This is a genomic window from Sulfurimonas indica (genome assembly GCF_009192995.1).
GTDB classification, from domain to species: Bacteria; Campylobacterota; Campylobacteria; order Campylobacterales; family Sulfurimonadaceae; genus Sulfurimonas; species Sulfurimonas indica.
The window spans coordinates 65,778-92,413 of record NZ_SDID01000008.1; the positions used below are offsets into that span (position 1 = coordinate 65,778).

Genomic DNA, 26,636 nt, shown 5'->3' on the forward strand with positions numbered 1-26,636 from the left:
ATCAAATAAGCTTAAAAAATTAATATTTTTGGTATAAAAGGCCGCAAAATCGCCCACAATGTGTATTTTGGCGATATGAGTAGTAGTTTTTATTACATTGTGAGCATATTTGTGAAATTTCGATATTTTTATCTAAAATATTGGTTTCTTTAAGTTGTTGGTGTAAAATTTTTCGTATATTAAGATAGAATTTGTCACTCTTTTTTTCAAAGGCATAAGTAAGGTCTAAATTTTTTGCTTCTTCATAAATCTCACTGCCTACTTCATAACAGTTTTGACATATTGCAGGACCGATAATGCAGATAATATCATCTGCTTTAGAGTTGAAGTGATTTTTAAAAATCTTTATAACATTATGAATGATGTTGTTGAAGGCTCCTGCCCGACCTGCGTGAGCTACAGCGATGACTTCTTGTTTTGGATCATAAAAGAGAATGGGAGAACAATCAGCGATCATTACCATAAGAGGAATGTTTTTTTTATTTGTGATAAGTGCATCACAGGTAGGTGGATTTGTAAAGTTGTCGTTTTCTTCTACAATTTTTACAAGGTTAGAGTGAATCTGTTTCATATGAACAAGCGTTTCTATTTTATAGTTACACTTTTTTGCTAAGATTTCATGGTTTTTTTCTACATTCTCTTTTTTGTCACCGACATGAAAAGCGATGTTGCCATCTTCTTTAGTAGTAAAGGTGTAAAAAATATTTGGATAATTGTTTAATAATTTACTTTGAAAAATTTGCATATAATGATTATAGCATATCAACTTCTGATAAAAGTATTACGTCTTTTTATAAACATTACTCCGAGGACAAATCCTCCTGATGGTCTGAGCCTCTGCGTAATATTTATAAAAAGACTTTCGTCAGGACGATATACTGTAAAATTAGAGATGGAGCGTGTTGTGTGAGTAGAATAAGTATGTATCCAATTACACTAGATGGTAAAAGTGTTGAAGAAAAAAGAGCAGAGATAAAAACTTATTTTAACAATACTTTTGATTTGTTCGAAAAGGTCTTTGAACTTCTGCGTGAGGATAGCGTCTTTTATAAAAAAAGTGAGCCCACACGCCATCCTATGATATTTTATTTTGGTCATACGGCTACTTTCTTTATCAACAAGCTAATCAATATGAAAATCATACAAGAGAGAATCAATCCTCATTTTGAGTCGGTTTTTGCCGTAGGCGTTGATGAGATGGACTGGGATGATATAGAGGAGTCGCGTTATACGTGGCCTGCTGTTGATGAGGTACGCAGTTACAGAAACAGAGTGCGTGAGCTTGTCAATGGTCTTATCGATACATTGGAGTTCTCTCTACCTATACGGGATGATTCAGCTATGTGGATAATTTTGATGGGTATCGAGCATGAACGTATTCACATTGAGACTTCTCTTGTACTGCATCGCCAAATGCCTATAGAAGATGTAAAAGTAGTAGATGATTTTGTACTTTGTTCTCACGCAGGTAGAGCTTCTGAGAATGAGATGATAGCAGTTAAAGGTGGAGAAATTCTTCTTGGGAAAAGTAAAGAGCATCATCTTTATGGCTGGGATAATGAGTATGGAGAGTACAGAGAGACGATAGCAGATTTTCAAGCTTCGAAGTATCTTGTCAGTAATGGTGAGTTTATGGAGTTTGTCAAAGATGGTGGTTATGAGAGAAAAGAGTTTTGGGATGAAGAGGGCTTGGAATTTTTAGAGAGAAGCGGGGCTAAGTATCCACATTTTTGGCTAAAAGATGGCAATGGTTTCAAATATCGAGCACTCTATAAAATCATAGATATACCATTAAACTGGCCTGTTGATGTCAATGCTCTTGAAGCTGAAGCATATTGTCGTTACAAGAGCGCAAAAGAGGGCAAGGAGTATAGACTGCCAAGTGAAGCAGAGTATGCGGCAATCTATAAACAGTCTGGTTTGCGAGATATTCCAGAATTACATGAGAGCCGTGCAAATATCAACTTCTACCATTATGCTTCATCATGTCCTGTGGATGAGTTTGGATTTAACGGTATTTATGATGTCATCGGTAATGTCTGGCAGTGGAGCAGGACACCGATTCGCGGATTTAAGGGTTTTGAAGTGCATCCTGCTTATGATGACTTCTCAACACCGACTTTTGATGATAAACATGCACTTATCTTAGGAGCTTCATGGGCAAGTAACGGTAATCTTATTATGCAGCACTCTCGTTATGCATTCCGTCGTCACTTCTTTCAAAATGCAGGTTTTCGCTATGTTCTCTCAAAAAATGAAGATTCCAGTGAAGATATTTATGAGAGTGATGCTCTGGTTTCTCAATATTGTGAATTTCAGTATGGTGATGAGTATTTTGGTGTGGAGAACTTTGCCATTAAGTGTGTTCGAACTGCTAGCTCATTTGTAACAAACAAAACAAAAGCACTTGATTTAGGTTGTGCAACGGGACGTGCCACATTTCAGCTTGCCAAAGAGTTTGACAAAGTGGAAGGTATTGACTTCTCCGTACGCTTTGTCGGTGTTGGCTCAAAGTTGAAGAATGAAGGTTATGTTGCTTTTCATGTCAAAGAAGAGGGTGTTATAACAGAGGAGAAAAAAGTTACACTACATGAACTTGGGTATGAAGACATAAAAGAAAAAGTGCAGTTTTGGCAGGGTGATGCCTGTAACTTAAAACCGAATTTCAAAGGCTATGATCTGGTTATGGCAACAAATCTCATTGACAGACTCTATAATCCATATCTTTTTTTAGAAACTATACACGAACGTATAAATGATGCAGGTATCTTGGTTCTTACTTCTCCATATACATGGCAGGAAGAGTCAACTCCAAAAGAGCTCTGGGTTGGTGGCTATTATGATGAAAATGGTCAAGAAATCCGAACTTTTGAGCGTCTCAAAGAGATACTTGAAAAACATTTCGAGTTTGTTCATAGAGAAGATGTGGAGTTTGTTATCAAAGAGACAGCAAGAAAGTATCAGCATACACTCTCAGAGCTGAGTGTCTGGAGAAAAAGATAGTGTTTGATTTTAGTGCTGCAGCCTCACGTGAGCATATGAATGCAGAAAAATATACTTTGCGAAAAGAGCTTTTTGGCACAGAAGATCTGCTGCCTGCATGGGTGGCAGATATGGATATAAATACACCACCGTTTGTTCTCGATGCAGTAAAAAAGCGGCTTGAACATCCGATAGTCGGTTATGAAGAGGTACCTGAGTCTGTATATTTGGCACAAATCGCATGGATGAAAGAGCAGCATAATGTTGCATTCTCTTTAGAAGATATGTTTTACTCGCACTCTGTTGTTGCTTCCATGGCAGTGGCAATAGAAGCTTTTACACAAGAGGGTGAGGGAGTCATTGTGCAAACACCTGTCTATCCGCCTTTTTTTCATACAGTGCAAAAACTTGGTCGAAAGTTAGTGAAAAACCCACTTGCTCTGCGTGAGGATGGGGCATATGGTTTTGATTTTGAAGATCTCAAAAGTAAAATCACCAAAGATACAAAACTGCTGCTGCTTTGTTCCCCGCATAATCCAGTTGGGCGTGTTTGGAGGCGTGAAGAGTTAGAAGAGATAGCTCAAATATGTTATGAGAATGGTGTAGTGGTTTTTGCTGATGAGATTCATTGTGATTTGGTATATACGCCAAACAGGCATATACCTTTTGCTTCATTGAACGCTCATGCTAGAGATATCTCCTTGACCGCCATCGGTGTCGGTAAAACATTTAATATGGCAGGTTTTGCGATGAGTAGTGTAGCTGTACCGAATAAAACGTTGCGTGAGCAGTTTTATAAAGCCTATGAAAAGGTACATTTTGCACAAGGATCAGTGCTGAGTCATGTCGCTTTTGAATCTGCTTACACAGAAGGTAAGGAGTGGCTGCGTGAGCTAAAAGGTCATCTCTATAGAAATTATCAAGAGTTAGAGAAAATGTTACAACAGTATGAAGGTCTGATAAAAATCACTCCTATTGAAGGTACTTATCTTGCCTGGCTAGATTGTCATGGTATGTGGCTTCGAGACAAAGAGCTACGTGAGTGGTTTATACAAGAGGCTAAGTTAGGTTTAAATGCGGGTCTTGGTTTTGGACGTGAGGGAAGTGGTTTTATGCGCTTGAATTTTGCCGTACCATCTGATACAATGCAAGAGATAATTACAAGATTACAAAAGGCTTTAGAGAGATATGATAAAGATTAACTGGGATGAGTATAAAGAGCATAAAAAGTACAGTGTACGCAAAGATAACTTTGAGATACTTCTGGAGTTTATGAAGAGCTTTTACAATATGAACTCACCTATTGATATGTTTGATATATTTGTAGAAGATGATATTGCATCGATGATGTTAGAAAAACGTAATATCAAAGATGCCGAAGATTTGGAAAACTTTCTCTTTAAACTCTGATGAATGAAAATTTAGAAAAAATCACCGCTTTCATAGAAGAACATCATGTCCTCACACTTGCAACGGCAGTGGAGAATGAGGTGAGTGCCTGTTCTCTTTTTTACGCTTTCGATGCCAAAAGCAACTCTTTTATAGTGGCAAGTAGTGAAGATACACTCCACATAGAGCACATTCATCAAAATTCAAAAGTAGCCGGAAATATTTTGCTTGAGACCAAAGAGGTTGGCAAGATCCAAGGCTTGCAGTTTCGTGGAGTTTTCACTGTTTTGGAAGATGCAAAACTAAAAGCGCTCTATTTTAAAACATTTCCATATGCTTTGGCACTGGCTCCTAAGTTATGGCAAATCAAGGTAGATTTTTTTAAACTGACAGACAATCGGCTTGGATTTGGAAAAAAGCTTATTTACAAGAGTGCTTCTGTTTAAATAAAGAGCACTCTATCCCACTGCTTTTAAAAACTACCATTGAGGGAATCTGCGTGGATTTAAATCCATATGCCTTGCAACCATGAGGCTGTCTGGGCTCCCAAGTGACATAGTAATACTCACAACGTCTACAGTTAATTCGTTTTTTCATAGCTGAAGTTTATCATATTTAGATAAAATACAAATATATAAGAAGAAAAGGTAGCAAAGAATGAATAGTAAAGTTTTACTTATGTTACAACTGCAAAATCAACTCAATGATGCAACAAATGGCGAAGAGTGGGTAAAGGGTATAACAAAAAATAAAAAAGTCATCAATTGGAGACGCTGTATCTATATGGAGTGTGCGGAGATGATAGACTCATTCCCATGGAAGCATTGGAAAAACATAGAAGTTGAGCCTGATTGGAATAATCTGCAGATAGAAGTTGTTGATGTATGGCACTTTATTATGAGTTTGGCTATTGAAAACTATTCACAAACACTTCGTGGTGTTGTTGAAGATGTGGCAAATGACATTTCAGAATTGGCATCATTTGCTCAAATTGAGACACTTGCTACAGAGTTTGCAGATCAAAACAGTGTGATAGAAAAAGTAGAAAATATCATGCGTATTGCTCTTGCAAAAGAGAAGCTTGATTTAGAAGGGCTTGTTTCAGAGTTTTTTGACCTTGTTGTGATGAGTGGGCTTAATCTTGATACACTCTATCGCCTTTATGTCGGTAAAAACATTTTAAATCAATTCCGTCAAGACCATGGGTATAAAGATGGTTCGTACATCAAAGTATGGGACGGAGAAGAGGATAATGTCGTTATGAAACGTATCTGGGAAGAAGGTGGAGAACTTACACCCGAAAAACTCTATCATGAACTTACAAAACAGTATCTGGCATTGACAAAAAAGAGTGAGTAGTTGCAAGAAGTTTTAAAGATAAAAGATCTTACTTTTGGCTATTCAAAAGAAAAAGTGCTTTTTAAAGATCTCTCCTTATCATTAAAAAAAAGGGAGTTAAAAGCGATAGTTGGAGAGAGTGGAGCAGGGAAGAGTACAATTTTTGAGCTTATTCTTGGTAATCTCAAACCACAGCATGGCAGTATAAAAGCTATGCGTGCTTCAGAGGTTTTTCAAGACCCTTACAGCTCTTTTCATCCAAGCTATACACTTATTAATCAAATATCAGATGTTGCTTCTTTGGATGAACTTAAAATCTATCTTCAAAACATAGACCTTGAAGAAGATCTACTTCATAAGCTTCCACATGAACTCTCTGGAGGACAGCTGCAACGTGCTTCAATTCTGCGTGCAATGTTAATGAAACCAGAACTGCTTTTACTTGATGAACCGACTTCCGCACTTGACAATGTGACTCAGTTGGATGTTATGAAGATGTTAATGGGACATTTGGAGAATATGGGGATGCTACTCATCACCCATGATATGGACTTGGCAGAGTGGTGTGCTGATGAGGTTATCAGGATCTAAAGAGAGTGTTAACCAGGTAGTAACCACCCCCAGCCATGATAACCGTACCAAAAACATTCAGAGACATATTGAGAAGGGCAAGTCCGATACTGCCACCTTCAAAGAGTAAAAAACTCTCAATAGCAAACGTAGAATAGGTCGTCAGTGCTCCAAGGATTCCTGTGGATAAAAAAGATTTCATATGGACAGAGAAGAGGGTTGAGTACATAAAGTAGGCAACCAAACAGCCCATAATAAAGCTACCGATTAAGTTGACGCCCAATGTTCCAAATGGCAGCTCATGAGGGACTCTGTGAGAGATAAGTCCGTTGAGATAAGCCCGAGATACTGCTCCTATAAAACCGCCACTACCGATGGCTAGAATCGTTTGCCAACTCATCATCGTAAACCTTTTGCATTTTTTTTCTTAACTCATTTAGCCAATTAGGATCATCTTTATCTGCGATAAAACTCTCCATAAATATCACTGTAATAGTACCCGGAGAGTAATAAAATCGTTTAATGTCATAATATTTTGCTGTTTGTATCAAAACAACAGGCTGGACGCGCAGTTGAAACTTGTCTGCAACAACCTTTGCACCACTTTTAAAAGGAAGCATTCTGCCATCACGTGAACGCGTACCCTCAGGGAACATAGTAATAACACGACCCTTATTGAGTCTGTCCTTTGCATTTTTTAAAAGTTTTACAAGTGAGGTCTTACTTTGTCTCTCTATGGGAATATCTTCGGGCATACTCATGGCAAGTCCAAAAAAAGGAACATCAAAGAGCTCCTTTTTCGCTACCCATGCCAAATCTTTTTTTGATACTGTCTCCATAACACCAATGTCCAAATCACTTTGATGGTTGATAAGAAACATCTGTGTTGCAGGGTCCTCTTTTCCTTTGACATTTGTAGAGAAAAAGGTTGTTAAACGCACATACCACGCAGCAATTTTTCGTGCATAGGGACGAGGAAGAATAGGATAGAGAATTATCATCAATATCAATGATAAGAAGATATTAACAGTGGCAAAAAACCAGTTAATATGAGCAAGTATCTTCATTCTTTACCCATCCTATCTTGTCATTTTGAAGTTTTACTTTTGTGAAGTTTGTTACACTTCCTTCTTTTGGTAGATGATACTCTCGAGGCGTTGTCTCGAATATTGTGCCATTTTCAACCGGTAAAAGGTATATATTTGAGCCTTTTTTTATACAAACCTCTTTTTGTGGCATACTCAAATAGAGCGTATATCCAAGTGGCAAGACGATAAAAATCAAGTAGATATACTTCTGTTTAAAGAAAATGATAATAAGTCCAATGATTGATATCGTAAGGGCAATATACATTTTTATAGTATCATGAGACTGATCACGTGGTTTTAAATCACTCTGTGTCGCTACACTGTCATCATCAACAATAATAGGTACACTTACTAATTCATAACTGTTCTTTAAAAGATTAAAATATGAAAATGTAAAGTATTCCAAGTGTTTATCTATGACAACATAATAGGTTATTCTTGAAGTTTCATAAGAGTTTTCAACGGATTCCATTCCCTGTTTGTAAACATTCTCAAAATGCATCGCTTCTATATCTGCATTTGTTGCTGTAGCTACAAAAACAACAATATTATGATTTGTATCATAGCTTGTTGTTTTATACTCTTGTAATTCAAATGAGTTCGCGATGATGTTTGAGAAGTCTTTTTTAGGATTGAGTGTAATAACATTGAGCTCTGGACCATTGACAAGGGTGGAGTTATACTCCTGTGCAGCAATGAGTGTTGTATTGACATCAGGAAGTTTTGCTCTATCAGCAGTAACAAGCATATGAAAAGTATCATAAAAGAACTTTCCTTTATGCTCTCTACTTGGAGTTGTATCTAAGATTTTTAAACCAGAATGATTGGAAAAGTCATATTCGACATCATCAAAATCTCTTACTGTGGAGAGTGTTTTTAATGTTACTGTAAATATCTCACCTTTAATTACTCTTTTTGGTACCTCGTCATAGTTGACATAGAGTACCTTATTCGCAAAAAGCGATGTTATAAAAATAAAAGTAAGAAAAAGTAGTTTTATCACGACTCTAAAAATCCTTTTAGCATCGCAATACCATCAGCACTACCTAAAACAGCTTCCATCGCACGCTCAGGGTGTGGCATAAGTCCAAATACGTTTTTTTCTTTGTTACAAACACCTGCAATTGACTCTACAGAACCATTAGGGTTTTTGATGTTCCCGTCTTCATCTGTATAGCGAAGAAGAATCTGACCATTTGCCTCAAGCTCTTTGAGCCCCTCTTCGTTAATGTAATAGTTACCATCATGATGGGCTATCGGGATATTGACAACATCACCATTGTTTAATTTTTTCAAAAAGATATTGTCATTGTTTTCTACACGAAGGTGATGGTGTTTTGAGATAAAGTGAAGTCCTTCGTTGCGTTTGAGCGCACCCGGTAAGAGTCTTGCTTCCGTTAAAACCTGAAAACCGTTACAGATTCCTAGAACCTTTCCACCACTCTTTGCATACTCTGCTACTGCTTTCATAACAGGTGAGAATTTTGCAATAGCACCGCTTCTAAGGTAGTCTCCGTAAGAAAATCCTCCCGCTACGACTAAAAGATCGGTATCAGACGGAAGTGACTCTGCTTTATGCCATACTATTTCAGTATTACATCCAAGCTTTTCAAATGCATACTGCGTGTCAAACTCACAGTTTGTACCTGGAAATTGAAGAATTGAGACTTTCATTATACTAGCTCTATATTGTAATCTTCAATAACCGTGTTTGCTAAAAGCTCTTCACACATTTTTGTTACATCAGCCATTGCTTTTTCTTTGTCATTCTCATCAAGCTGTAGTACAATCTGCTTACCAACACGAACATCTTTTACCCCGTCAAAATGAAGAGAATCAAGAGCATGATGAACGGCTTTTCCTTGCGAATCCAAAACACCCGCTTTTAAAAATACATTTACGATAGCTTTCATTATAATTTGTCCTTTATCTATTTGTTTAAAATACGTTCTAAAACTTGTTCATAAGCCACTTTGAGTCCACCAAGTCCTTGACGGAATCTGTCTTTATCCATCTTCTCTCCACTTTCAATATCCCAAAAACGACAGTTGTCAGGAGAGATTTCATCGATAAGGATGATATTTCCCTCTTTATCTTTTCCAAACTCAAGTTTAAAGTCAACAAGGTTTAAACCCTTTTCTGCAAAGTAAGGTTTTAAGATGTCATTTATCTGGCGAGCCATTCTGCGAAGTTTGTCTAACTCATCTTGAAAATCAACAAGACCTAAGATAAGTGCATGCTGGTCGTTGAGTTTTGGGTCGCCCAAGTCATCATTTTTATAGTCAAACTCAACAAGTGTGAATGGAAGCACTTTTCCATCTTCGATACCTAAGTTGCGAGATAGTGAACCTGTAGCGATATTTCTCACAATTACTTCAATAAGAATAACGTCTGCTTTTTTATGGAGCATATGATTGTCATCAAGCATCTCTACAAAGTGTGTAGGAATACCATTTTCATCCAGTAGTTTAAACAGCTCTGTAGAGATTTTATTGTTTAGTGCACCTTTTCCTGCTTCAGAAGATTTCTTCTCACCGTTAAATGCAGTTAAATCATCTTTAAACTCTGAGATTACTAAGTTTTCATCATCCGTTGACCAAATCTTTTTTGCCTTACCTTCGTAGAGTAACTCTCTTTTTTCCATTGATTTTCTATCCTTTTGTAATGATAAGTGCTTTGATGATATCAGCACCCTCTTTCAGTTGCAAATCTTTTTCCAACATTTTTGGCGTAATTATATCTTTTTTATCTTTTTTATCTTCTTTAGTCTGCGATTTTTTTCCATCAACTTTTTCAAGTTCTTTTTCAAGGTGCTTTTTAAGGTCAGCTTCTTTAATAGCAAACTCATTTTTAAATGTTTTTAGTTCACCTGGAAGTACTTCAATATCCGGTGTTACACCAAGTGCCTGAATTGTTCTTCCACTTGGCAGGTAATAACGTGCAATCGTCAGTTTAATTGCTTCTGTTTCTGTAATTGGCAGAACAACCTGAACACTTCCTTTTCCAAAAGTCTTCTCTCCAATGAGTACTGCGCGTTTGTGGTCTTGAAGAGCTCCACTTACGATTTCGCTCGCACTTGCACTTCCTCCGTTGATAAGAACAACAACAGGAACATCTGTGATAGTGTTGCCTATATGCGCAGAGTACTCTTTCGTCTCGATTTTTCTTCTTCCTTTTTGTGAAACGATTACACCACTGTCTACAAAAAGATCAACAAGTCCTACTGCCTGATCAAGTAGACCACCCGGATTGTTTCTAAGGTCTAAGATAATACCTTTTGTTACAGATTTTTTCTTCTTGACAGCTTTTGTTACATCATCTACTACTTTTTTATCAAAGCTCGAAACACGAATGTAGAGAATATCTTTACCAATCATTTTGGCATGTACAGACTCTATTTTGATGATATCACGAACGATGTGAATCGAGAGCGGTTTGCTTTCACCCTCACGTACAATAGTCAAATCAATCGGGTCTCCGACTTTTCCACGCATCAGTGAAACAGCCTCGTCAATTGTCATGCCAAGTGTTGATTTATTATCAATTTTTAAGATAATATCGCCTGATTTGAGTCCCGCTTTGTCTGCAGGAGTATCATCAATAGGTGAGATGACAGTAAGTGCTCCATCTTTCATACCTACGGTAATACCAAGGCCGCCAAACTCTCCGTTTGTCTGTACCTGTAGACGTTTATAATCTTTTTGTGTAAGATAGTTAGAATGTGCATCAAGATTTTCCATCAAACCTTTGAGTGCTTTGTCTATCAGTTCTTCGATGGTTATCTGATCAACATCATACTCTTCGACAATGCTAATTACCTTTGTGAATTTTGAAAGTGCTTCAAGTCTTGAAGCTTCAGTACTCTCTTTTTTCGCTGTTGTCTCTTTTGCAAAGAGTGTAGAGCTTAGAATAAAACTCAGAGATAATGCTACTGAGACGAATCCCAACGTAATGAATTTTTTGTTTTTCATGGAGTAAACCTGTATATTGAAATGATTGTATATTTAAAGAAAGAATTATACCTTTTGTTATTAAATGCTTCTATATATTTTAGAGCTCTTTGAATTTTTTATAGAGAGCAGGTATGTCTAAAGCATTGATAAATTTTCTGTAACGGTTCAGTTTAGCTTCTGCCAAATCGATTTCTGTCTGTTTTTGCAGGAGTTGCTCTTGAAATTTTTTTAATTCGATTTTTAGTTTAGAGTTTTTCTCTTTAAAAGTAACACCGGCTTTATAAAACTCTATAGCTTTGCGTGCGAGTTTTGGCATTTCATTTTCTAAACGCCAGTTGTTTATAGTATCCATAGGAACATCCAAAATCTTTGCCAAAGTTTCGCGTTTTATCTCAAGTTCACCACAAAGAGTGTCAACAACATTGTTGATTGCGATTTCTACGTTTTGTTTTTTCTGCGCTTCATTTTTTGAACGTTTTTTGAGCTTCTCTTGTATCTGTTTTTGGAACTCTTCTTCTCGTTTGATTCTTCTTTTTTCTTTCTCTATCTCTTCTTGTTTTCGTTTTGCCTCTTCCTCTTCGGCTTTTTTTTCACTCTCTTCATCGAGTTCTATTGTATAGTCAGTATTGTTGTTTATCCATCGTGCTACCTCGATTGCTTCCATCTTCCACTCATCTTCTCTGAGGTTTTGGATAACATTTTGGGTGTACTTATTTGCATAAACTCTGGCAACTGTAGGAGAGGCTATAGTGTTTAAAATGGCTGAAGCTAAGAGGTTTGCACCCTTTTTTGTGTTTCCCCAGTCAAAACTGGTAACCGGGTTTGCATAATCGTGATTATATTTTGTAACTTCGATTTCTATATTTTGATATTTTACTGAGTTGGTGCCATAAAAACCGCGTGAACCAACAAAATATTTTCCTTTGAGATTTTCAGCCATGGCTAACTCCATTTCAGTCGTTTATATTATAAAATTGTAACATTTCTACATTAACAGCTATGAAATGACTATTCTCAATAATGCTTTTACTTTATTGTAATATAATGCTGAAAATTTTTTATTTTAGGATGTAATTTTGAGTAGTATAAAAGAGTATTTGACAAATGACCACAGACGATGTGATGATGTTTTTGCAAAGATGGAAGAACAAGCACATAATTCTCTTCTAGATGCCAAAGAACTCACGCAGGAGTTTGTTGCCGATATGGAAAGACACTTTCAGATGGAAGAGCGTGTTATGTTTCCGGAGTTTGAAACAAAAACGGGTATGACAATGGGACCAACAGAGATGATGCGTCAAGAACATTCCCAAATGAGAAATCTTATGAGTCAACTGCTTGAAGCAATTGAGAATGATGACAAAGATAAATTTTTTGGTCTCTCTGAAACGTTGATGATTTTACTGCAACAACATAATATGAAAGAGGAGCAGATGCTCTATACAATGGCGCAACAGCATTTAAGTGCAGAAGCTGATCGTATCGTAGAGATGATGGACTCTCTTATCGTAGAGTAGGGAAAAGCTTTGGATTTTAATGGCTTATCTATAGATCAAGCACCTCCCATTTTAGCACCACTTCGTTTTTTTATAACGGCACCTATTTTTGGTATCTTAGCAGGTGTTTTACTACTTTTTAGTGATTCTGCTACCTTAATGAGCCGTTACTCTATTGATGCTATTGTAGTTGCGCATCTTATAACTATAGGTGTTTTTGGTTCCATTATGCTAGGGGCACTCACGCAGATGCTACCGGTCCTTGCAAGTGCCAATATCCCAAAAGTAAAAACAGTTGCTACCTTTTCACATGCAGCATTACTGTTGGGACTTTTCAGTATGGCATTTGGTTTAGAGATGAGTAACACGCTTTTATTGTGGCTTGCATCTCTTCTTCTTGGGAGTGGATTTCTTGTGATCATTGGGAGTATGCTTTATGCCATCAAAGGTGTCCAGCATTTTACTGCAAGTATCAAAGGGATGCTGGTCAGTCTTATATTTGCGTTTATGATTGTTCTGATGGGTGTTTATCTACTTTATGGATATGGTGAGAACGATGTGACAGAGTTGCATTATATCGTGGCAAATATCCACAGTGTCTGGGCTGTTTTTGGTTTTGCCGGTATTTTAATAATCGGTGTGGCCTTTCAAGTACTGCCGATGTTTTATGTAGCTCCGCGTTTTAAGCAGTTTTGTAAAAGAAGAGTCGTTTTACTTATCTCTACGGGGCTTTTGATATGGATGGTGCTGAGTATTTTCGCAGAAGAGTACGCTCTGTATGCAAAACTCTGGATAGCTACATTTTTTTGGGCATTTGCAACAACGGTGTGGATAAAGTTCAACAAAAGAAAGAGACCGGTCTCAGATGTAACGGTATGGTACTGGAGAGCTGCGAGTCTCTTTTTGACACTTGGTTCGTTTCTCTGGATATATGACGAGTTTTTCAAACATGAGTATATTGTAATGGTAGGGATTCTTATCGGTGGCGGGTTTATTCTCTCCATTATGCTTGGGATGCTCTATAAGATTGTGCCGTTTTTGGTCTGGTTCCATCTGAATGCTCTTGGATATATGACGATTCCGACAATGAATGAGATGATAAACAAAAATCTCTCACGTCTGCAGTTTGTTCTCTTTATACTCTCTCTTGTAGGTTTTGTCTTCTCTTTTTATATGCCAGGATTTCTTATGCCGTCATCACTCTCTTTTATCGTGAGTATGGCAATACTAGAGTATAATATCTTAGCACCGGTTTGGATATATCGTGCAACAAGAAAGAAAAAACCAGATTTTGATATGAGTGCTTTTAGCATGACATAAAGTGAGAAAGATGAAAAATATAGTACTGATTGGATTTATGGGAGTTGGTAAAGGAAGTGTTGCCCGTGAGGTTGTCAAACATTCTGATTATATTGCAATTGACACAGATGATTTGATAGAGAGCATGGAAAACAGAAAAATAAAAACCATTTTTGAAGAGGAAGGTGAAAAATATTTCCGAAAGTTAGAGAACAATATAGCGAAATGGTTGGAGTCAAGTGTGAAAAATACGCTCATTTCAACGGGTGGTGGATTCTATAAACAAGAAAATTTAAAAAAAATAGGTACAATTGTACTTCTAGATTCTCCATTTGATGCTATCATCAAAAGAATAAAAGAACATCCAAATGCAGCTAAAAAACTGAAAAAAAGACCACTGCTTTCTGATCTTAAGGCTGCACAAAAGCTGTATGAACAGAGACGACCAGAATATTTAAAACTAGCAGACATAGTTATAGATGTGACAGACAAGAGTGCAAAAGAGTGCTCAAAAGAACTTTTAAAAAAGGTAAAAAAAGATGTTTAAAAAGATTATATTAGGCGTACTTCTCAGTGCTACTCTTTTTGGAGCAGAAGTAGATTGGTCCAAAGATTATCAAAGTGGTATCGCAGCTGCAGTAAAGCAAAACAGACCGGTTTTGTTTATTATCTCACGTGATACATGTAAATATTGTATCTTATTGGATAATACAACACTTAAAGATGCGAAAGTCGTCAAAGAGTTAAATAAAAACTTTATAGCAATCCGTTCGTGGACAAATGAGGGAGATTATATCCCAATGGATATTCGTCAAAGCACACCGGGGTTACCGGGAATCTGGTTTCTTTACTCTGATGGAACACCGATGTATCAGCCACTGCTTGGATACATCAAAAAAGATGCTTTTTTAGAAGCACTCTATATTGTAAAAGAAGAGTTTGATAAAAATAAAAAGAGAGTACAAAAATAATGATATTTGTAAAATCAACAGATAATGATTTTGATAAAAAGTTTGAAGAACTTCTTGGACGTGGGAAAATGGACATCGCCCATGTTTCAGGAATAGTCGGCGGTATTATCGATGAGATAAAAAAAGATAAGAACAGAGCACTTTTCTCTCACATAGCAAAGTTTGATAACTGGACTCCGCAAAGTGATGAAGATTTGAAAATTTCTCAGGAATCTATGAGCAAAGCATATGATAACTTGGATGAAAAATTAAAAGCATCGTTGCATCTTGCCTATGACAGAATCAAAGTCTATCATGAAAAACAAAAACCACAATCATGGTTTGACACTGAAGCAAATGGAACAATCCTTGGACAAAAAGTAACTCCGGTTGATTCTGCAGGACTTTACATCCCTGGTGGAAAAGCTGCATATCCATCATCGCTTTTGATGAATGTTATCCCTGCGCAGGTTGCAGGTGTGGAAAATATCGTTGTATGTACACCGACACCGGATAATGAACCTAATGAGCTTCTTTTAGCAGCATGCCACCTCTGTGGAGTTGAGCAGGTCTATAAAGTAGGTGGTGCATCAGCAATCGCTGCCATGGCATACGGAACAGAGAGTATTCCTAAAGTTGATGTCATTACCGGCCCTGGAAATATCTTTGTAGCAACTGCGAAGAAGATGGTTTTTGGGGATGTAAATATCGATATGATTGCAGGTCCAAGTGAGATAGGGATCTTAGCAGATGAGAGCGCAAACCCGAATCATATGGCAATTGATATGCTCTCTCAGGCGGAGCATGATGAGATGGCAAGTTCGATTTTAATTACTCCATCACAGACATTGGCTGATGCAGTTCAAGTGGAGATTGAAAACTGGCTGCAAAAACTTCCACGTGAGGATATAGCTAGAAAGTCGATAGAGGAGCGTGGAGCAATCATAGTAACACAAGATATGGATGAAGCTGTTAAACTGATGAATGAGATAGCACCGGAGCACCTAGAAGTTGCAACGCAGAGTCCGTTTGAACTGCTTCCATACATTAAGCATGCTGGAGCCATTTTCTTAGGACATAATACTCCAGAAGCGATAGGTGATTATATTGCAGGACCAAATCATACACTCCCAACAGGTGGGACTGCAAAATTCTATTCACCGCTTAGTGTAGAAGACTTTATGAAGAAAAGCTCGATTATCTCATTTAGTTCAAAGGCCATCAATGAGATAGGTGAAGAGTGTGCCCTCATTGCAAATACAGAAGGTCTTACTGCACATGAACAGTCTGTCAGAGTACGATTAAAATAGCTTTTTAAACTCTTATACTAGTTACAAAACTTAAGTTTATAACTAGTATAAACCTCTCAAATATTACTTTTCTAAATATACCCATCCGAAAAATTCTATTACAAAATTATCACGAATTTATAACTTCTTTAAGCTTTGTTCGTTAATATAGACATAGTAAAAAAAGCTCGAAATGTCGCGCATAAGGGCTTCTTTTAATGTAAATAAGTCGTAGTTATAAATCTTAAATAAGCCCTAATGGGCCAAAGGAGAATATATGCAATTAGGTTTCCTAGTTGATTTACATCTATGTATGGGATGTAAAGGTTGTGAGATCGCATGTAAAGTGGAAAATGAAGTTCCACTTAGTACATGGAGACTTCGTGTTAAATATGTAGACGTGGGTACATACCCAGAGACTAAGAGAACATTTACACCGCTTAGATGTAATCACTGTGAGAATGCTCCATGTGAGAGAATCTGTCCGGTATCTGCTCTTCACTATATTGAAAATGGAATTGTAAATATTGATAAAGAGAGATGTATTGGTTGTGCTGGTTGTGTAATGGCATGTCCATATGGTGCTATCTATATTGACCCTGAAACACAAACAGCTGATAAGTGTACATACTGTGCACACCGTATTGCTTCTTCTATGATGCCTGCGTGTGTTGTTGCATGTCCAGTTGAAGCAAATATTTTTGGTGACTTAGATGATCCAACTTCAAATATTTCTAGATATATTCAAGATAACAGAGATGTGCAAGTTCGTAAACCGGAAAAAGGTACGAATCCTCATCACTATTATGTTGGAGCAAGCCAAGTTAATCTGAACCCTCTTGCATCAGAAAGAGAAGAAGGTTATAACTTATTTAACAATATAACAAAACTTCCACTAGGAGGGCATCACTAATGGTACATGAAACTTTAGCTGCAACAAATGCAGTGGTTACTTTAGATGTGGCGATACCAGACGTATTTTGGGGTTGGTATGTTACAATGAATATGTGGGCGAAGAGTATCGGTACTGGTTTAGTATTTATGCTTTTCTTGTTACTAAGACGTAATCCTGAAGAGATGAAGGGTTTAAGACTTTCTGCAATGATTGTTTCATTCATTATGATGAACATTTTCCTTTTATTTACACTTGCAGACTTACACCAACCATTTAGAATGTGGCATATATTCTTCTATCCTCACTGGACTTCTGCTATTACAGTAGGTGCATGGATGGCTTCAATATTTGTTGCTTTAGAATCTTTAATGATTGTTGTTATGCTTTTCAAAAAAGACACTGTTACTTATGACAAACTGCTTTTTTGGACAACAATTTTAGCAATCCCTGTAACACTTTATACTGCAGGAATCATGGCTGAGGCTACTGCTCGTGAGCTATGGCAAATGCCAACAGAAGCGGCGCAGATGATTTTAGCAGCGACTCTTTCAGGTTCTGCAGCTATTATTTTACTTGGTGGAAGCAAACTGAGTGATGATACAAAAGATTTCTTTGGTACTATTTTAGGTTTATCTGCTTTGATGGCGTTTATTATCTATATGTCAGAGTATATTTTTGGTGCTATGAAAGCAGAAGAAGTTGCAGCAATTTTACATTATGTAAAAGGTGACGGTGAATATGCTACGATGTTCTGGATTGGACAGTGGGTTGCATATATCTTACCAATGTTACTTGTAGCACTTGCACGTGTTAGTAAAAGTAGCGCTATTTTAAATCTTGCGGCTATTTTAGCAATCGTAGGTCTGTGGGTAGTTAAACATGTTTGGCTAATAATTCCACAGTTATTACCACTTAGTTAAGGAGAAAATATAAATGTATTTACAAAGTAGAAGAACATTTTTAAAAGGTGCTGCATTTAGTGTTGCTGGTGTAGCGATAGCTAAGGGTGTATTTGCAACTGATGCAGTTGCTGAATCAGTTACAAACTCAAAGTTTACAAACACACCTGATTCGATCTCATTTTACCCGGATCAAGCTGAGTGGGATAGCTTTAAAGAGTTAGACGGAACTGACTGGAAACGTGGTGGTATTGAGCGCCATGGTGTAAGAAGTGCTGAAAACCCAGATGGTATCCAAGTAAATGATTATACAATCGTTCCAACAGTTTGTTCAAACTGTGAAGCTGGTTGTGGTCTTACTGCATGGGTAGATAAAGAGACTATGACTGTAAGAAAGTATATGGGTAACCCATTGCATACTGGTTCTCGTGGTAGAAACTGTGCAAAAGGTTATGCAGTACTTTCTCAAATGTACGATCCAGATCGTATCCCATTTCCACTCAAGCGTGCACCAGGTTCTAAACGTGGTGAAGGTAAGTGGATCCGTACAACTTGGGATGAAGCGATGGCAGAGATCGGTAAGAAGATGCATGACACACTTAAAGTGGGTGATGAGATCTCTAAAAAATCAATTATGTACCACGTTGGTCGTCCTAATGAGAATGGTTTCGGTCACCGTGTACCACATACTATGGGTCTTGATGGATATGATTCACATACAAATATCTGTTCTGCAGGTGCACGTCAAGGTACTATTCAATGGGCAAATGATGATAGAAACTCTCCGGATTGGGCAAATGCAAAATTGATCTTTTTACAATCATCTCACGCAGCAGATGCTGGTCACTACTTCCAACAGTCAGCTGGTCTGATTGCAGATGCACGTAAACGTGGTGCAAAAATGGTTGTAATCGATCCTAGAATGAGTAACTCTGCAGGTATGGCTGACTTATGGATTCCTGCATGGCCAGGAACAGAAACTGCACTTTACCTTTACTTGGCAAACCGTGTATTACATGAACAAGACTTAAATGGTGAAGATTTAGTAAACCATGAGTTCTTTAAAGAGTGGGTAAACTGGGATCGTCTAATGGCGAACAGAGAGTATATTGAAAAGCATATGCTTGGTAATGGATATATCTCTAAAATGCCAAAAGATGACAGTTATGAATCTTTCATTGAAATGATAAAAGAGCTTTATTCTCCATATACGAAAGAGTATGTAACTAAAGAGTGTAAACTTGAAGGTATGGAACATAAACTTGATGCTCTTTGGGAAATGTATATAGATGCAGGTGATAAGATTGCAACATATCTATGGCGTGCAGGTCCGATTGGACACCGTGGTGGTTGGATGATCACACGTGCAGGTTTCTTAACATTAGCACTTCGTGGAGCACTTCGTGGTGATATCGGTGGTACTTCTTTCCACCACTGGCATGAAATCTCTGTTGGTGGTAAAGGTGACAAAGCTACAGTTGCAGGTGAGAGACCTCCTAAAGTAGATGTTTGGAATGAGATTGCATGGCCGCCAGAATATCCAATTTCATCGTATGAGATGAGTCATATCATGCCTCACCTTCTAATGGATGAAGAGTGGCAACAAAAATGGATCAAAAAAGGTCTAAAAGTTCCTCAGAAACTTGCAGTTTGGATGCCACGTATGTATAACCCTGTATGGATTAATCCAGATGGTTTCAGATGGATCGAAGCACTTAAACGTGAAGATAAAATTGAGATGTCTTTTAACCTCTCTCCAACTTGGTCTGAGACAAACTGGTACTGTGACTATATATTACCGGTTGGTCTTGCAGGTGAGAGAAATGATCAGCAGTCTACACCATCGAAACCAGAGCAGCGTATTGAATTCCGTCAGGCAGTTCTTCGTGTTGCAGCTGAAAAAATGGGTTGGAAAGCAAAAGATCCTGCACGTGCGACACTTGAAGCACATATGAAGTATGGTCTTGGTGAGATTTGGGAAGAGTCAGAATTCTGGGCGAACATTATGGTTCACCATATTGATCCTGATGGAAGTTTAGGTATCAGAAAATATTGGGCTTCTAAGAAAGATCCATCACGTGCTGTTACAGTACCTGAGTATTTTGATGCGGCTATGAGTCTTCTTCCAAGATTGAAAGAGACTGCAACGAAAATGTATCCAACTGAAGAGTTCCCTGTATATGCTTACATGAGAGATCATGGTGCATGGACTGAGAAAACTAATGTGTACAAACCACAAGAGGAAGAACTTAAAGTTGATGCAAATTATGTTTATGCGCATGGTAAAAAATATCCTAAACATGAAGTGAAAAAAGATAAGTTTGGTGCTTTATGGGTTGAACATGATGGACGTGAACACTCTATCGGTCTTGTAAAAGATGATAAAATACTAGCAGGTTTCCACACAAGAAGTAAAAAACTTGAGTTCTTCTCTGAGTGGTTTGCTGAGTGGAAATGGCCGGAATATGCAATTCCTGTATATCCACGTAATGAAAAAGAGTTAAAGAAAATGGAGCATGTTGTAACACAGGTGCACCATACAATGATGAAAGGTGACAATGAGTTTGCTCTAAATACTGTATTTAGACTACCATACAACATTCACACACGTTCTGTAAACTCGAAACATCTTATGGAGATTTCACAAAACCATAACCCTGTTTGGATCTATACAAAAGATGCAGAGAAACTTGGAATCAAGCGTGGAGATGCTATCCGTGTTAATGTAACAGATACAGTATCTGGTCTTGATTCTGGTTACTTTGTAGGTATGGCTGTTCCAACAGAAGCAACACGTCCTGGTGTACTTGCTTGTTCACACCACGCTGGTCGTTGGAAACTTAAAGATGCTGTAAATATTCCTGGTTTTGAGCATGCTCTTGGAATCATGGGTGTTGGTGCTCCTCGTTATGATATGACAAATGACGGTAAAATTGGAACACTAAAACCAGCAGAGGGAATTCAAAAACGTCATGCAGGTCATAACCTATGGCAGTTCAAAGAGTTTAATAAAGACCTTGACAACATCTGGTGGGATGGTCTAAGTGGTGCATGGCAAAATGCTGTTGCTCCTTCTCATCCGGATCCAATTGCGGGTAACCATGCATGGCATTTAAAAGTTGTGATTGAAAAAGCACAACCAAGTGACAAAATTGGTGATATCTATGTAAACTATGAAAACAACTTCAAAGTTTACCAAGCATGGAGAGATCAACTTACTCGTCCACTTGATCATAATGATACAGAAAGACGTCCGTGGTTCATTAAACGTCCAGCGGTTCCTCTCTCTAAAAAAGCTTATGAGGTTCATATTAAAGCTTAATTTACTTATTAAAGCCCACTTCAAGTGTGGCTTTAATATACTTCTACAAAACAAATAATTATCCAAAGGTACATCCTATTATGCAAGAAGAGATCTTGACAGAACAATCAGCACGCGTAAATATATATGCCCTGATTTCCAGAATTTTAATGAATGAAATTGATGAAGAGTTATTAGAGTTAATACTAAAAGATGAAAATATACTCTCGTTCTTCCCAAACTTCCAAAAGTGGGATAAGCGTAAAAGTATGAGTAACAAAGACTTGATAGAGCGTTATCTTAATGTTGATTTTACTAATCTCTTTTTACTTCATTTAGTACCCTATGAGTCATTCTATATGAGAGAAGACCAAATGATGGAAACAGGTGGTGAAAACCCTGTTCAAAAACTTTATAATGATTTTGATTTTAGAGTTGAACTTGATCAGGCTCGTGTTATGGCGGGTGATCATATCGGTGTAGAGTTAGAGTTTATGTTCAAACTTTGTGAAGCTGAGTACAGAGCACTTGAAGATGGTGCCTATGAAGTTGCATCAGAGATAGCAGAGATAGAGTATAACTTTTTAAAAGAGCATCTTGTTGAGTGGGCACCAATGTTTTTACTCAATGTAAAAAGTGAAGCAGGTACGGCTCTTTATTTTGATGCAGCTGATTTGGCTTTAGAGTTTATTTTGAGTGATTTTGAGTATCTGAGCAAATTGAAAAAGAGTGATTTTAAGCACTTGGCAGTAGAGGAGTCTAAATAATGGATATCAAAGATTTAAATGATTTAAGAAGTGACTTTGAATCACTGCAAAGAGGTATACAGGATGAAAGCTGTATAGATGGATGTGTGACAGATGAGGAGAGTTATGAAGATTATCCTGATTATCTAGCAGCAATTTATACAGAGGTCATGCCACCGGTAAAAAGTGGTGTCTACTTTTCTCGTTGGGACCTGAAGGCGATGGCTGCAGAGCTTGATGAATCATTTTCGCTTGATGTGCGTGAGCGTATGTTTAAACGCTTTATGCAGTGGGTTGGAACACCTGATGATATGCAGAAGCTCGTTGCAGAGTTTAAGAGAAATATTGATATGAAATGCGATATGTACCGTGAGTACGCTGAAAAGTATCCATCAACAAAAGAGATATTTGATGCGAAGATAAAAAAAGCTGATGCAGCAAAAAAATATCTAGATAAAGTGTATGTGGAGTTCTTTACTTAATCCACACTCCCTAAGATATCATCACTGATTTCATATTTGTCGCTGGTATCTTTTTCAAATGTAGAGAGAAAGCTTGCAATAGCAGCAATCTCTTTCTCATTTAATCCTTTTGCAAAAGTGAACATTATCTCAGCCTTTTGTGATTTTGCCTCTCCTTTTTTAAATGCTTCGAGCTTTTCGATCAGATAACCCTCTTTTTTATTTGCAAGTCTAGGGTAATAACTGCTTCCTTCTGCCTCTGTACCATGACAGTTATTACATCCGTTTTGGTAATAAAGGTCCTTTCCTTGTTCATACACTGAGGCATTAAGCAAGTTGCATATAAGAATAAAAAGTAAACTAGCTTTCATTATTTCCTCTTTTTAATCGTTGTTAGTATCTCTTTTTTTATAGTAGAAAAACCTTTGGTTTGATTCTTATGATAAACCATATTCTCAAGCTCATTATAATAGCTCTCCAAATTATAAGCAGTGTAAGAGTGCATCAGTATGTAAAGTAACTCTTTTGCATTTTTTGCATTTTGTATATCCAAAAACTCTTCTTTGTTTTTTCTCATAAGAGGTATTTTTATCTTTGCTGTTATAAAACCGGCCAAGAAGATAATCAGGTAGATCAAGAATGTTTTTATCTCCTCTGTATAGTCTTCTTTTTTAGGATAATCAGTTGTATCGAGAAGTTCAGATTTCGGTAGCTCTTTTACAGTTATTTTATACTCTTTTGTTTTAAGAGAATAGTAGAGATTGTTCTTTGGAGAGTAGCAGTGTATCTCTTTGGAAGCAATTGTGAAACTTTTGGTACCAACAAGCGCATAGCTAAATTCTCTTTGTATTTTATAGCCATCTTTTGTTGCTTTGTTGTAGTGTTTTATGACATCTTTAAAGATATCTACATCTGCTATCTTCTCTATAGGCTCTATACTAAACTCATCAAAACCGATACCTTGAAGATAGTATTTGATATTGACACTTTCATATGCTTTGACAGAGGTTTTGTCGATTTTTGATGAGAGTTTAAAATCACCAACTAAAGCAACATCACGTTGAAGTTTTTTGACATTGAGTTCAAGTGGTTGCACTTTTACTTCAGTATTATCTGTTTCAATCCATTTTACATTGTCACGGCTTCCTTCATAAACCTGTGCAACAGCCTGATCACTTGCAACTTTTATGATGAAGTCAAAACCCACAGTGATTTTACCGCTTTTGAGTGGAAAGAGAAGATATCTGAACCTTGTTTTTTTCTCATGGTAAGCAAGTTCTTCTGCCTCTTTTTGTAAAAGTACTATCTTATAATCTTTTGACTTTTTTGGTGTAAGAAAAAAGAACATTACATCTATTTTGTCTTTTTGATGTGCTACAAAGCTGATCTCTACAGCCTCTTTTTCAAAAGGATTCTTTTTGTTTACAGTGAGTTTGAAATCTGCAAGCGGAGATGCAAAACTCTGCAGTGTTAGTACGAGCAGTAAAAGGGTTATCCTACCAAGGATGTTGTTCATTTGTGTATCCTTTATTGATAAGCTCATAGACTTTATAGCCTATTTTGTATTTTTCTTTATTTGTTTTTTTGCTGCTCTGCATAGCTTTACTCTTTTTTTTCTTTGACTTGTTCGCACCTGAGCCTGCACTTTTCTGTGAGGCCTTTTGATTTGCATTTGAGCTAGAAGAAGAACTTTTTGATCTCTTTTTTTTTACATTCTCTTTTTTGCTTGCAGCTGTTTTTTTCTTGACTTCATTTTTTGGGAGCATATCGGAGATATCTACACCCTCTTTGAGTTGGAGTTGATAGAGTCTGAAGAGATTGGCTCTCGCATCTTTATCTTCTCCGAGTCCAAGTGCTTTTTGATAGTAAATCTTTGCTCTGTCATATTTCTTTAATTTTACAGCACAATTACCTAGATTATAGTAAATTTTTTGTTTTATTTGAGGGTTTGTTGACTCTATTTTTGTAAAAAGTTCTATAGCCTTTTTATACTTTTTCGCTTTATAGTAAGCTACTGCTGCATTATAGTAACTTGCAACAGATGGTGTTGTTTTTAAAAAGGCATCTGCACTTTTGTCAAATTGCGCAGCCTTAAAACTTTGTTTAGCCTCTTTTAGGTAATAAAAATCAAAAAGTGTAGAAGCATGGGTCTGATGTGGCATAAAGAGCAGAGGAATAAACAGATAGAGCTGATGAATTTTTGTCACAGCCATGAAAAAGAGGATGAGTGCTATAAAAAGTGGGTAGATAAATAGCTCTGTATAGCTTAGTTCTTTTACTTTTGTCTCTTTCGTTTTAGTATCTGTTTTGATGTCTGCGATGAGGCTGCGTGAGATATCATCACTCGAACTCAGTTCATAATACTTTCCTCCACACTCAAGTGCCAAAGGTTTTAAGATAGGGTTTATTCTCGATATTACAAGATTGTCATTGTTGTCTTTTAAGGTTTTTCCATCTTTTTTCAGTACTGTCCCTTTTATTGAACCAATAGCAACGATATAGGGTATGATGGTATTCTTTTTACAGATTTTTATGAGAGATTCTAAATCATGATCTTCACCTCCGTCAGAAAATATAAGGAGCTTTTTCTTCTCAAAGGAGGTCTTTGCAATGGTCTCAAAAAGTGCTAAAAGGGATGTTCCCTTTGTAAGGATATACTTTGGTTCAAGAGAGTTCAGTGCCTGCATACTGATAGCTGTGTCCGTTGTTGGAGGAGAGATAAGCATCGCATTTGTTGTAAAAGCAAAGAGAGAAAAGCGGTCTCTATTTAAAGACTCTATGACTTTTTGGATATTTTGTTTGGCAACTGCGTAACGTGAGGGAGTAAGGTCATCAGCCTGCATTGAGTAAGAAGCATCAAGCGCTATGATAAAATCCTCTGCATCAAACTTTTGTTCATTAAAACCTTTGATGATAACAGGTCTGCTGAGTGCTAATAGAATAAAAAAAAGTGCGAGATAAAAGAGTCTTTTTTGGCGTTTTTTATAGCTTTCTTCAGCAGTGCTACTGTTCTTATAAAGCAAAAAGAGTGGTAAGAGAAAAAATAAAACCCAAGGATAGAGAAGTGTCATACTAACTCCTCTTTATATTTAAGGAGTAAAAAGGCAAGTAAAATTCCTGCTGCTGCCAAAGGATAGATATAGAGCAATTGCTTGTGCAGGTAGTGTTGTGAACGTATTTTACTTGGTTCCAATGTATCTATAGACTTATAAATATCACGAAGCATCTGTGCATCTGTAGCTGCAAACATTTTCCCCTTTGTGTTGTTGGCAATGAGAGAAAGCAGTTTCGCATCAAAAGAGTTTTTCTCTCCTATACCTATCGCATAGATTTTCACACCCATTTTTTTTGCACGCTCTACAGCTTCTTTTACAGAGATAGAACCACTGTTTTGATACCCGTCTGTTATTAAGATAATGACCTTCTCTTTTGCCTCTCCTTTTTGTAAGATTCTCAATCCACTTGCAAGACCTTCTCCGATGGCGGTAGAATCACCTGCTATACCGACATCAAAAAAATCCAGTAGGAACTTGATACTGTTCATATCATAAGTCAGTGGTATTGCAGCATAGGCATAGCTACCAAATATCGCTACACCGACATTATCATCATACCGTTTTGCAATGAATTCATTGAGCAGCTCTTTTAGAACTGTAAATTTCTTTTTTTGGCTCTCCTCTTTGTCAAAACCACTCTCTGCCATGGAACCGCTGGTATCAAGTACAAAAGCAAGGTCACGGCCTTTGCGTTTGTTGGAACTTTTTTGATCGTAACTAAGAGGAGAGGCAAGGGCCGTCACGAGCAGTGTCAAGATGAGAGAATAGAGCAGCTTGTCTCTGCTTATAAACGCTGTTTTTTTACTAAAAAGCTCAGTATGTGGAAAGATTATCTCTTTGATGCTTTGCGGACATTTGTAGATACAGATAATTAACAAAAGCAGAACAAAGGCATAAGGATACTCAAACTCAAAGTTATGCATA

Annotated in this window: 29 protein-coding genes; 16 read left to right on the forward strand and 13 right to left on the reverse strand. The window is 37.2% G+C overall.

The genetic code is table 11. The features are described 5' to 3' along the window. Positions 1–19: 19 nt before the first annotated feature. Entirely contained in the window at positions 20–745 is a 726-nt protein-coding gene (gene pgeF / locus ES948_RS05620; RefSeq protein WP_152183968.1) for a peptidoglycan editing factor PgeF, read from the reverse strand. 161 nt (positions 746–906) lie between these two features. Here pgeF and ovoA point away from each other — a divergent pair, with 161 nt between their 5' ends. The 6 genes from ovoA (at position 907) to ES948_RS05655 (ending at position 6,300) form a co-directional block, all read left to right on the forward strand. Further along, entirely contained in the window at positions 907–3,003 is a 2,097-nt protein-coding gene (gene ovoA / locus ES948_RS05625) for a 5-histidylcysteine sulfoxide synthase (RefSeq protein WP_152183969.1), read from the forward strand. Further along, entirely contained in the window at positions 3,003–4,184 is a 1,182-nt protein-coding gene (locus ES948_RS05630) for a PatB family C-S lyase (RefSeq protein WP_246153827.1), read from the forward strand. Before ovoA ends, ES948_RS05630 begins: the two co-directional genes overlap by 1 nt. Continuing rightward, on the forward strand, positions 4,171–4,392 hold the full coding sequence (locus ES948_RS05635) for a hypothetical protein (protein WP_152183971.1): 222 nt from the start codon (positions 4,171–4,173) through the stop codon (positions 4,390–4,392). Before ES948_RS05630 ends, ES948_RS05635 begins: the two co-directional genes overlap by 14 nt. Then, positions 4,392–4,817: a PNPOx family protein gene (locus tag ES948_RS05640; RefSeq protein WP_152183972.1), complete on the forward strand. Its 426-nt coding sequence runs from the start codon at positions 4,392–4,394 to the stop codon at positions 4,815–4,817. Before ES948_RS05635 ends, ES948_RS05640 begins: the two co-directional genes overlap by 1 nt. A gap of 211 nt (positions 4,818–5,028) precedes the next feature. Next, positions 5,029–5,730, forward strand: a complete 702-nt coding sequence (locus ES948_RS05650; protein ID WP_152183974.1) for a dUTP diphosphatase — start codon at positions 5,029–5,031, stop codon at positions 5,728–5,730. Next, positions 5,731–6,300: an ATP-binding cassette domain-containing protein gene (locus ES948_RS05655; RefSeq protein ID WP_152183975.1), complete on the forward strand. Its 570-nt coding sequence runs from the start codon at positions 5,731–5,733 to the stop codon at positions 6,298–6,300. On the opposite strand, the gene crcB is transcribed toward ES948_RS05655, so the two are convergent. The 8 genes from crcB to ES948_RS05695 all read right to left on the reverse strand — a co-directional run bounded on the left by crcB (position 6,290) and on the right by ES948_RS05695 (position 12,260). After that, positions 6,290–6,679 (reverse strand): fluoride efflux transporter CrcB, encoded by a 390-nt coding sequence (gene crcB / locus ES948_RS05660; protein WP_152184018.1) that lies wholly within the window; start codon positions 6,677–6,679, stop codon positions 6,290–6,292. The genes ES948_RS05655 and crcB overlap by 11 nt on opposite strands. Next, the gene (locus ES948_RS05665) at positions 6,648–7,346 is read right to left on the reverse strand and encodes a lysophospholipid acyltransferase family protein (RefSeq protein ID WP_152183976.1); all 699 of its coding nucleotides are present in this window, start codon (positions 7,344–7,346) and stop codon (positions 6,648–6,650) included. The genes crcB and ES948_RS05665 overlap by 32 nt, the downstream gene beginning before the upstream one ends. Continuing rightward, positions 7,324–8,370 (reverse strand): hypothetical protein, encoded by a 1,047-nt coding sequence (locus tag ES948_RS05670; RefSeq protein WP_152183977.1) that lies wholly within the window; start codon positions 8,368–8,370, stop codon positions 7,324–7,326. Before ES948_RS05670 ends, ES948_RS05665 begins: the two co-directional genes overlap by 23 nt. Continuing rightward, on the reverse strand, positions 8,367–9,041 hold the full coding sequence (purQ, locus tag ES948_RS05675; protein WP_152183978.1) for a phosphoribosylformylglycinamidine synthase I: 675 nt from the start codon (positions 9,039–9,041) through the stop codon (positions 8,367–8,369). Before purQ ends, ES948_RS05670 begins: the two co-directional genes overlap by 4 nt. Further along, on the reverse strand, positions 9,041–9,280 hold the full coding sequence (purS, locus tag ES948_RS05680; protein WP_188109457.1) for a phosphoribosylformylglycinamidine synthase subunit PurS: 240 nt from the start codon (positions 9,278–9,280) through the stop codon (positions 9,041–9,043). Before purS ends, purQ begins: the two co-directional genes overlap by 1 nt. Before the next feature lie 17 nt (positions 9,281–9,297). Then, positions 9,298–10,011 carry a phosphoribosylaminoimidazolesuccinocarboxamide synthase gene (gene purC / locus ES948_RS05685; RefSeq protein WP_152183980.1) on the reverse strand — a complete coding sequence of 238 codons (714 nt, stop codon included), beginning with the start codon at positions 10,009–10,011 and terminating at the stop codon, positions 9,298–9,300. Between the two features lie 7 nt (positions 10,012–10,018). After that, a complete protein-coding gene (locus ES948_RS05690) occupies positions 10,019–11,338 on the reverse strand; it encodes a S41 family peptidase (protein WP_152183981.1) in 1,320 nt (439 codons plus the stop codon). Between the two features lie 79 nt (positions 11,339–11,417). Then, a complete protein-coding gene (locus ES948_RS05695) occupies positions 11,418–12,260 on the reverse strand; it encodes a DUF6166 domain-containing protein (protein ID WP_152183982.1) in 843 nt (280 codons plus the stop codon). Positions 12,261–12,396: 136 nt separating this feature from the next. Between ES948_RS05695 and ES948_RS05700 the strand changes: the two genes are divergently transcribed. The 10 genes from ES948_RS05700 to ES948_RS05745 all read left to right on the forward strand — a co-directional run bounded on the left by ES948_RS05700 (position 12,397) and on the right by ES948_RS05745 (position 22,677). Further along, complete coding sequence (locus ES948_RS05700; protein WP_152183983.1) at positions 12,397–12,837, forward strand: hemerythrin domain-containing protein; 441 nt, start codon at positions 12,397–12,399, stop codon at positions 12,835–12,837. A 9-nt stretch (positions 12,838–12,846) separates the two neighbouring features. After that, entirely contained in the window at positions 12,847–14,136 is a 1,290-nt protein-coding gene (locus tag ES948_RS05705) for a hypothetical protein (RefSeq protein WP_152183984.1), read from the forward strand. A 10-nt stretch (positions 14,137–14,146) separates the two neighbouring features. Then, a complete protein-coding gene (locus ES948_RS05710) occupies positions 14,147–14,662 on the forward strand; it encodes a shikimate kinase (protein ID WP_152183985.1) in 516 nt (171 codons plus the stop codon). After that, positions 14,655–15,086 carry a thioredoxin family protein gene (locus ES948_RS05715; protein WP_152183986.1) on the forward strand — a complete coding sequence of 144 codons (432 nt, stop codon included), beginning with the start codon at positions 14,655–14,657 and terminating at the stop codon, positions 15,084–15,086. Before ES948_RS05710 ends, ES948_RS05715 begins: the two co-directional genes overlap by 8 nt. Next, the gene (hisD, locus tag ES948_RS05720; RefSeq protein WP_152183987.1) at positions 15,086–16,375 is read left to right on the forward strand and encodes a histidinol dehydrogenase; all 1,290 of its coding nucleotides are present in this window, start codon (positions 15,086–15,088) and stop codon (positions 16,373–16,375) included. The genes ES948_RS05715 and hisD overlap by 1 nt, the downstream gene beginning before the upstream one ends. Before the next feature lie 256 nt (positions 16,376–16,631). Beyond that, positions 16,632–17,267, forward strand: coding sequence for a 4Fe-4S dicluster domain-containing protein (locus ES948_RS05725; protein WP_152183988.1), 636 nt, complete (start codon positions 16,632–16,634; stop codon positions 17,265–17,267). Then, positions 17,267–18,169, forward strand: coding sequence for an NrfD/PsrC family molybdoenzyme membrane anchor subunit (gene nrfD, locus ES948_RS05730; protein ID WP_152183989.1), 903 nt, complete (start codon positions 17,267–17,269; stop codon positions 18,167–18,169). Before ES948_RS05725 ends, nrfD begins: the two co-directional genes overlap by 1 nt. A 13-nt stretch (positions 18,170–18,182) precedes the next feature. Beyond that, on the forward strand, positions 18,183–21,470 hold the full coding sequence (locus ES948_RS05735; RefSeq protein WP_152183990.1) for a molybdopterin-dependent oxidoreductase: 3,288 nt from the start codon (positions 18,183–18,185) through the stop codon (positions 21,468–21,470). 80 nt (positions 21,471–21,550) lie between these two features. Next, complete coding sequence (locus ES948_RS05740) at positions 21,551–22,216, forward strand: TorD/DmsD family molecular chaperone (protein ID WP_188109458.1); 666 nt, start codon at positions 21,551–21,553, stop codon at positions 22,214–22,216. After that, positions 22,216–22,677: a hypothetical protein gene (locus ES948_RS05745; protein ID WP_152183991.1), complete on the forward strand. Its 462-nt coding sequence runs from the start codon at positions 22,216–22,218 to the stop codon at positions 22,675–22,677. Before ES948_RS05740 ends, ES948_RS05745 begins: the two co-directional genes overlap by 1 nt. Here ES948_RS05745 and ES948_RS05750 read toward each other — a convergent pair. From ES948_RS05750 to ES948_RS05765, 4 genes are read right to left on the reverse strand one after another with little or no spacing between them, the layout of a single operon-like run. Beyond that, positions 22,674–23,027, reverse strand: coding sequence for a c-type cytochrome (locus ES948_RS05750; protein ID WP_152183992.1), 354 nt, complete (start codon positions 23,025–23,027; stop codon positions 22,674–22,676). The genes ES948_RS05745 and ES948_RS05750 overlap by 4 nt on opposite strands. Then, on the reverse strand, positions 23,027–24,172 hold the full coding sequence (locus ES948_RS05755) for a BatD family protein (RefSeq protein WP_188109459.1): 1,146 nt from the start codon (positions 24,170–24,172) through the stop codon (positions 23,027–23,029). Before ES948_RS05755 ends, ES948_RS05750 begins: the two co-directional genes overlap by 1 nt. After that, complete coding sequence (locus tag ES948_RS05760) at positions 24,153–25,727, reverse strand: VWA domain-containing protein (RefSeq protein WP_152183994.1); 1,575 nt, start codon at positions 25,725–25,727, stop codon at positions 24,153–24,155. Before ES948_RS05760 ends, ES948_RS05755 begins: the two co-directional genes overlap by 20 nt. Next, entirely contained in the window at positions 25,724–26,635 is a 912-nt protein-coding gene (locus ES948_RS05765; protein WP_152183995.1) for a vWA domain-containing protein, read from the reverse strand. The genes ES948_RS05760 and ES948_RS05765 overlap by 4 nt, the downstream gene beginning before the upstream one ends. Position 26,636: the final 1 nt, after the last annotated feature.

Excerpts from the sequence above, each read along its gene's own strand:
- ES948_RS05745 (WP_152183991.1), top strand. The coding sequence starts at position 22,216 with ATGGATATCAAAGATTTAAATGATTTAAGAAGTGACTTTGAATCACTG.
- nrfD (WP_152183989.1), top strand. The coding sequence starts at position 17,267 with ATGGTACATGAAACTTTAGCTGCAACAAATGCAGTGGTTACTTTAGAT.
- ES948_RS05695 (WP_152183982.1), bottom strand. The coding sequence starts at position 12,260 with ATGGCTGAAAATCTCAAAGGAAAATATTTTGTTGGTTCACGCGGTTTT.
- ES948_RS05640 (WP_152183972.1), top strand. The coding sequence starts at position 4,392 with ATGAATGAAAATTTAGAAAAAATCACCGCTTTCATAGAAGAACATCAT.
- ES948_RS05735 (WP_152183990.1), top strand. The coding sequence starts at position 18,183 with ATGTATTTACAAAGTAGAAGAACATTTTTAAAAGGTGCTGCATTTAGT.
- ES948_RS05725 (WP_152183988.1), top strand. The coding sequence starts at position 16,632 with ATGCAATTAGGTTTCCTAGTTGATTTACATCTATGTATGGGATGTAAA.
- purS (WP_188109457.1), bottom strand. The coding sequence starts at position 9,280 with ATGAAAGCTATCGTAAATGTATTTTTAAAAGCGGGTGTTTTGGATTCG.
- ES948_RS05740 (WP_188109458.1), top strand. The coding sequence starts at position 21,551 with ATGCAAGAAGAGATCTTGACAGAACAATCAGCACGCGTAAATATATAT.
- ES948_RS05765 (WP_152183995.1), bottom strand. The coding sequence starts at position 26,635 with ATGCATAACTTTGAGTTTGAGTATCCTTATGCCTTTGTTCTGCTTTTG.
- crcB (WP_152184018.1), bottom strand. The coding sequence starts at position 6,679 with ATGAGTTGGCAAACGATTCTAGCCATCGGTAGTGGCGGTTTTATAGGA.
- ES948_RS05690 (WP_152183981.1), bottom strand. The coding sequence starts at position 11,338 with ATGAAAAACAAAAAATTCATTACGTTGGGATTCGTCTCAGTAGCATTA.
- hisD (WP_152183987.1), top strand. The coding sequence starts at position 15,086 with ATGATATTTGTAAAATCAACAGATAATGATTTTGATAAAAAGTTTGAA.
- ES948_RS05665 (WP_152183976.1), bottom strand. The coding sequence starts at position 7,346 with ATGAAGATACTTGCTCATATTAACTGGTTTTTTGCCACTGTTAATATC.
- ES948_RS05715 (WP_152183986.1), top strand. The coding sequence starts at position 14,655 with ATGTTTAAAAAGATTATATTAGGCGTACTTCTCAGTGCTACTCTTTTT.
- ES948_RS05755 (WP_188109459.1), bottom strand. The coding sequence starts at position 24,172 with ATGAACAACATCCTTGGTAGGATAACCCTTTTACTGCTCGTACTAACA.
- purQ (WP_152183978.1), bottom strand. The coding sequence starts at position 9,041 with ATGAAAGTCTCAATTCTTCAATTTCCAGGTACAAACTGTGAGTTTGAC.
- pgeF (WP_152183968.1), bottom strand. The coding sequence starts at position 745 with ATGCAAATTTTTCAAAGTAAATTATTAAACAATTATCCAAATATTTTT.
- ES948_RS05760 (WP_152183994.1), bottom strand. The coding sequence starts at position 25,727 with ATGACACTTCTCTATCCTTGGGTTTTATTTTTTCTCTTACCACTCTTT.
- purC (WP_152183980.1), bottom strand. The coding sequence starts at position 10,011 with ATGGAAAAAAGAGAGTTACTCTACGAAGGTAAGGCAAAAAAGATTTGG.
- ES948_RS05635 (WP_152183971.1), top strand. The coding sequence starts at position 4,171 with ATGATAAAGATTAACTGGGATGAGTATAAAGAGCATAAAAAGTACAGT.
- ES948_RS05650 (WP_152183974.1), top strand. The coding sequence starts at position 5,029 with ATGAATAGTAAAGTTTTACTTATGTTACAACTGCAAAATCAACTCAAT.
- ES948_RS05750 (WP_152183992.1), bottom strand. The coding sequence starts at position 23,027 with ATGAAAGCTAGTTTACTTTTTATTCTTATATGCAACTTGCTTAATGCC.
- ES948_RS05710 (WP_152183985.1), top strand. The coding sequence starts at position 14,147 with ATGAAAAATATAGTACTGATTGGATTTATGGGAGTTGGTAAAGGAAGT.